Source organism: Mesorhizobium sp. M7D.F.Ca.US.004.01.2.1 (assembly GCF_003997785.1).
In the GTDB taxonomy this organism is placed as follows: Bacteria; Pseudomonadota; Alphaproteobacteria; order Rhizobiales; family Rhizobiaceae; genus Mesorhizobium; species Mesorhizobium loti.
On the sequence record NZ_RZRQ01000356.1, the window covers coordinates 1 to 5,543 of the forward strand.

Here is a 5,543-nt window from a genome sequence, read left to right on the forward strand (position 1 = left end):
ATATCAAGCACATAGATTGGCTATTGCACCTATGATGGACTGGACGGACCGACATTGCCGGTTCTTCCATCGCCAGCTGACGAGCCGTGCGCTGCTCTACACCGAGATGGTGGTCGCCGACGCGGTCATTCATGGCGCTCGCGAGCGGCTGCTCGGCTTCGATGCAGCGGAACATCCGGTCGCCCTGCAGCTCGGCGGCTCGGATCGCGAAAAACTTGCCGAGGCGGCGCGCATCGGCGAGGCTTTTGGCTACGACGAGATCAACCTCAATGTCGGCTGTCCGTCAGATCGCGTCCAGTCGGGTACGTTCGGCGCCTGCCTGATGAAGGTGCCGGACCTCGTCGCCAGCTGCGTCACAGCGATGAAGGCGGCGGCGACAATTCCCGTCACCGTCAAATGCCGCATCGGCGTCGACGACCAGGATCCGGAGCCGGCCCTCGACGCGCTGGCGGATGGTGTTTTCGGCGCCGGCGCCGACGCGCTGTGGGTGCATGCGCGCAAGGCGTGGCTGGAAGGGCTGAGTCCCAAGGAGAACCGTGACATCCCACCGCTGGACTATGGCCGCGTCTATCGGCTGAAGGCCAGAAAACAAAGCGAATTCATCGGCATCAATGGCGGCATTCAGTCGATTGAGGAGGTGCGGGCACATCTCGATCATATCGACGGCGCCATGCTTGGCCGCGCCGCCTATCATACGCCTGGCATCTTGGCCGGCGTGGATGCCGCGTTCTACGGCGCCAAGTCCGAAGCGTTCGACTTCGCCGCGCTGATCGATGCCATGGCGGACTATGCGGCACGCCATATCGAGCGGGGCGGGCGGCTTGGCCATGTCACCCGCCATATGGTCGGCCTGTTCCATGGCTTGCCCGGCGCGCGCCGCTACCGCCAGATCCTGTCCAGCGACGCCGTCCGGCCCGGAGCCGGGCCGGACGTGCTGAAGACGGCGTTCGCAGCCGTCGAGCTCAGTGGAGTGGCGGCCGAAGCGGCCTGAGTCTGGGAGCCGGAGCTCAATCCCTGAGGATCATGCGGTCGCCGCGCACGTCGAAACCCGACAGCGAGCCGATGAAGTTCATGCCGAGCAGGCTCTGGCTGAGCATGCCAGGTGCAGCGATCATCACCGGCATGTCCCTGCGCATGATGCCGCCGATCGCAATCTGATCGGTTTTCACGGCCGCGGCGCGCGCTATGCCGTTGGCGGTCGAAACCGGGATGGTGTAATTGAGCGCCGCTGGATTGAATCCGGCGGCTTGCGCGTCTTCGGACGTCAGCACGGTGCTGGTCGCGCCGGTATCCACCACGGCTCGGACCGGATTGCCATTGACCAGGATGCGCGCTTCGAAATGGCCGTTGTCCGCCTTGTCGAGCGTCACCGTGGCGTGGCCGTCTTCGACACCCAGGGCCAGCGGGCTGCCGGGAACAAGGCCTGCGGTCACGCGGCTGGCGACATCCTGCAGTTCATAGCGATATTGGTAGCCGGCGATCAGTGCGAGCACGATCGCCACCCAGGCGCCGAGGTTGCGAGCCATAGCGCCCAATGGCCTGCCCGAGCGAAGCAGGCCAGCGCCGATGAGGGCGCCAAAGGCGCCGAGCCAAATCAGCCGGCTGAAATCATAATTCTCGACGCCAAGCGTGCTGCCGGCGGAATCGTTGAGCATGAGCAGGACTGCTCCCACCCCGATCGCGGCCATCAATATCCAGAACAGTCGGCTCATCCCCGTGGTCGCCTCACGAAAGCGCGTCGCGTTCGCGCGCCATGCGGGTGCGGCGTGTTTCCCGGCGCGGCCGGCGCTCGACCGTTTCCAGCCGGGCCGGCAATTCGGCCATGACGGTACGGCGCGTTTCCGGCGTCATCCCGATCCAGGCGCCGATTTCCTCGCGCGTGCGGCCGCACCCGAAACAGAAGCCGGTTTTCATGTCGATCGAACAGACCAGGATGCACGGGGATTCGATGGCCGTCATGACTTTCTCTTGGGTTCCAACCGGAATCCCTTGTTCATCTCCACATGGTGCAACGGCAATGCCAATGCAAGCCCCCGCGATTGCGCCCTTCGCAGCCACCTTTGCGGCAAATGCAGAACCATGATCCAGGAGGTTGTGCCAACCGCGCAAGGCGGCTATGCCGCTCACCAACTCCAGGGAATGATCGCCAACGTGATGACCAGCGCACTGCCTTTCGACGATTTCCGCAACCTGCTGGCCAATCTGCCGGCGGCCGACACGGCAGCCGAAACCCGCGTGCGCACGCTGTTTGCCAAGGCCGACAAATCAGGCAATTCGCTTGGCCGCATCGAGGACATCGCCGCGTGGCTGGCCGCCTGGAGCGGGCGGGCTCCCCCTGCGGTGACAAGACCACTGATGGCGGTCTTTGCCGGCAATCACGGTGTTGTCAGGCACGGCATTTCGCCCCGGCCGGTGGCGGCGACCGCCAATGCGGTCGAGCTTTGCGCCGCCGGAGGTGCTGCGATCAACCAGATATGCATTGCCAACGATCTCGGGCTGAAGGTCTTCGATCTTGCCCTGCATATCCCGACCGCCGACATCACCTGTCGTGCCGCACTGGATGAGCGCGGCTGTGCCGCCACCATGGCCTTTGGCATGGAAGCGATAGCGGGCGGTACCGATCTCTTGTGCCTTGGTGATCTCGGCGTCGGCAACTCCACCGTCGCCGCAGCCTTGTTTGCGGCGCTGTTCGGGGGCAAGGGCGTCGACTGGGTCGGCCCAGGGTCGGGCGCCGATGCGGCGATGCAGGCACGCAAGGCTGACGTGGTCGATGCGGCGCTGGCTTTTCACAGCGGCCATCTCAGCGACCCGCTCGAGGCGCTGCGTCGGGTCGGCGGACGTGAGTTCGCGGCGATTGCCGGCGCCATCCTTGCTGCCCGGATGCAGAAGATTCCGGTGCTGCTCGACGGGCTAGCTGCAACGGCCGCCGCTGCGGTGCTGCACGCCGCCAACCCCGTCGCGCTCGATCATTGCCTGCTGGCCAGCCTGTCGCCGGAGCCCGCGCATGCCCGGGCTGCTCAACGCCTCGGCCTGCGCCCGCTGCTTGATTTTGGCATCAGCCATGGCGAAGGGGCAGGGGCCGCCCTTGCCGCCGGTCTGGTCAAGGCAGCTGCGCTGACCAGCTCAGGCATGGCAGCTACGGTACGCGGCTAGGATCTTGGCGTATCAGCGCCGCAGATTGGGAATGCGGTAGACGACAGAGGCATATTTCGGGTTGGAGCTGCTGCCGATTACTACGCCCCAAAGGCGTTCCGCTATTCTTCTGCTGGCCACGTTCCTTTCGGCAACCGGATATTCGAAGCAGTCCGGTTCGAGTGTCTCGGAGGCCCACTCGGCAACAGCAGCAATTGCCTCTCTGCCAAGGCCGTTTCCTTGAGCGTCTTCTCTGATCCAGATCCCGAGCTCGGGACACGCGGTCTTCGCCGCATGAAGGCCGACAAGCCCCAGACAGCGATCGTGCGCCAATGTACGCACAACAAAGTGCAAATCCGATCCGTCATGGATTGGCGCCAGCCAGGATCGCCATACCTCGGCAAAGGCCGCCAGTGATCGAGGCGGTTCCCACTGCATGAAACGTGTGATGGCGGGAGTGATGGCGGCAAAGAGGTCTTCGGCATCGTCGGCTGTAAACAGCTTCAGGCGAAGGCGCTCTGAGTTGATCTCGATGCCACCGGCATGCCAATCACTCGCTGCCATTGTGGAGTGCCGTCCTTCTTGCTGGCCATCGACCCAGGTCGGCGGGACGCTTATCGCCGCCGAGCTGCTACCGCGGCGGTCGGCAGCGCGGGCAGTTCCTCCATCACCCGGCTCAGCGGGAAGATGGCGATCGCCTCTGTCCCTTCGCGCAGCTTGGAATGAAGTTCGAACTCGCCGCCATGCATGGCAAGCAGGCCCTGCACGATCGGCAGGCCAAGCCCGGTGCCTTGCTCGGCGCTCTTGATGGCGATCGAACCCTGGCCGAAGGCTGAGAGCACCACAGGGATCTCGTCTTCCGGTATGCCCGGGCCATTGTCCTTGACCGACATGTATTGCCCGCCGCCCGCCGTCCAGCCGACGCGGACGCGGATTTCGCCGCCGGTGGCGGTGAATTTTATCGCATTCGACAGAAGGTTGAGCGTGATCTGCCGCACCGCCCGCTCGTCGGCGAACAGGCGTGGCAACTGATGCTCGAAATCCTGGACGACGCGGATATCCTTGTTGCGCGCCCTCAGTTCCATCATGTGACAGCAATCCTCGACGATGTTCAGCAGCATCACCGGCTCTTCATTGAGCTGGTACCGACCGGCCTCGATGCGCGACAGGTCGAGAATCTCATTGATCAGGTCGAGCAGATGCTGGCCGGATTCGTGCACGTCGTGGGCGTAGTCGCGATAGGTGGGATTACTCATCGGTCCCAGCACCTCGTTCGACATCACCTCGGAAAAGCCGAGAATGGCATTGAGCGGCGTGCGCAGTTCGTGGCTCATCGAAGCGAGGAACCGCGATTTCGCCAGATTGGCATCTTCGGCCCGCCGCCGCGCCTCGTCCGACATCGATTTCGCCGTCTCCAGTTCGGCGATCAGCGCATCCTTTTCGGAGCGGAACGACAACACCATCAGGGACGAGCGGTTGAGGTGACGGGCCACATAGGCAAAGAAGGGCAGCGACACGACCAGCAGTCCGGCCATGATCGCCTCAACCGGCATCCATAGCTTGAAGCCGGCATAGGCGTAGAGCGCCACGGGAACGGCAAACGTCGCCAACAGCGCCCCGCCCAGGGATGAGGTCATCACCGCGGTCGCCGCCATGGCGAACAGCAGCACCACGGCTTTGACCAACTGGAACTGGTCGACCTGGCAGGCGCCGCAGCCAAGCCAGACGAACCAGCCCCAGCCGAGACCGCAAAGGAAATGGCAGATCAGGAATTCTCTTCGTGTTTGCAAAGGGTTGAGGTCGGAAGCTTCCGTACGTTCAATACGCCGCGCCATGAAGGCGACGATGGTGTAGCAGGTCAGTGTGAACAGCGCCCAGAGCCCGATTTCGTTGCCGACGCCGGCCAGCCGGCCGGCAGCCGCGATCGCCAGGATGAGAAGCGGGATGGCGATGGCGCCGCTTGTCATTGCGCGGGCGTGGAGCTTCAGCAGTTCGCGATCGAAATCGGGATTGCCGGCCTGCTGCGAAAGACGGTCACGCGTCTTGCGCACCGCGCGCGCCACATCGCTGTTGCGATGAGGTTTCCTGCGGTCCACAATGAACTTGTCCGCTGTGTTCGAGCGTTGCAAGGGCATCAAAACTTCAATTTATGCGAGCAGCGGTTTCCAAGTGTTAAGCTACGTTCGAATGATTAACCAACCGTTTGCCATATGAGCCGATCCTGGTCGCCGAGGCCGCGCCGGCGATACGTTGCGCCACCCAGAAGCCTGTGGCGCCGGCTGGTGGATTACGGGCTTACATCAATCATTCTCGGGCTGCTGATCCTGCTGGCGGCCCGCCTCGACCGGGTTGAAACCCGCAAGACGCAAGGCGTGGCAATCATCAACGACGGCGATTCGATCACGCTTGGC

Annotated in this window: 6 protein-coding genes and 1 pseudogene; 3 read left to right on the plus strand and 4 right to left on the minus strand. The window is 63.6% G+C overall.

The features are described 5' to 3' along the window. A partial coding sequence (dusA, locus tag EN993_RS30090) for a tRNA dihydrouridine(20/20a) synthase DusA (protein ID WP_348630435.1) occupies positions 1–991 on the plus strand: 991 nt, incomplete at its 5' end. 16 nt (positions 992–1,007) lie between these two features. On the opposite strand, the gene EN993_RS30095 is transcribed toward dusA, so the two are convergent. Then, entirely contained in the window at positions 1,008–1,712 is a 705-nt protein-coding gene (locus EN993_RS30095) for a TIGR02281 family clan AA aspartic protease (RefSeq protein ID WP_109671220.1), read from the minus strand. A gap of 13 nt (positions 1,713–1,725) precedes the next feature. Then, positions 1,726–1,959 (minus strand): DUF1289 domain-containing protein, encoded by a 234-nt coding sequence (locus tag EN993_RS30100; RefSeq protein WP_109671221.1) that lies wholly within the window; start codon positions 1,957–1,959, stop codon positions 1,726–1,728. 195 nt (positions 1,960–2,154) lie between these two features. On the opposite strand from EN993_RS30100, the gene EN993_RS30105 reads away from it, so the two are divergent. Continuing rightward, positions 2,155–3,153: a nicotinate-nucleotide--dimethylbenzimidazole phosphoribosyltransferase gene (locus tag EN993_RS30105; protein WP_127265606.1), complete on the plus strand. Its 999-nt coding sequence runs from the start codon at positions 2,155–2,157 to the stop codon at positions 3,151–3,153. Between the two features lie 12 nt (positions 3,154–3,165). Here the strand turns inward: EN993_RS30105 and EN993_RS30110 are convergent, their stop codons facing one another. Together EN993_RS30110 and EN993_RS30115 are read right to left on the minus strand one after the other, a co-directional pair. Continuing rightward, on the minus strand, positions 3,166–3,696 hold the full coding sequence (locus tag EN993_RS30110) for a GNAT family N-acetyltransferase (RefSeq protein ID WP_127265603.1): 531 nt from the start codon (positions 3,694–3,696) through the stop codon (positions 3,166–3,168). Positions 3,697–3,746: 50 nt separating this feature from the next. Beyond that, positions 3,747–5,267 carry a HAMP domain-containing sensor histidine kinase gene (locus EN993_RS30115; protein ID WP_127265604.1) on the minus strand — a complete coding sequence of 507 codons (1,521 nt, stop codon included), beginning with the start codon at positions 5,265–5,267 and terminating at the stop codon, positions 3,747–3,749. A 75-nt stretch (positions 5,268–5,342) separates the two neighbouring features. Here EN993_RS30115 and EN993_RS38475 point away from each other — a divergent pair. Then, a pseudogene (locus EN993_RS38475) lies at positions 5,343–5,543 on the plus strand (thermonuclease family protein); the annotation flags it as partial.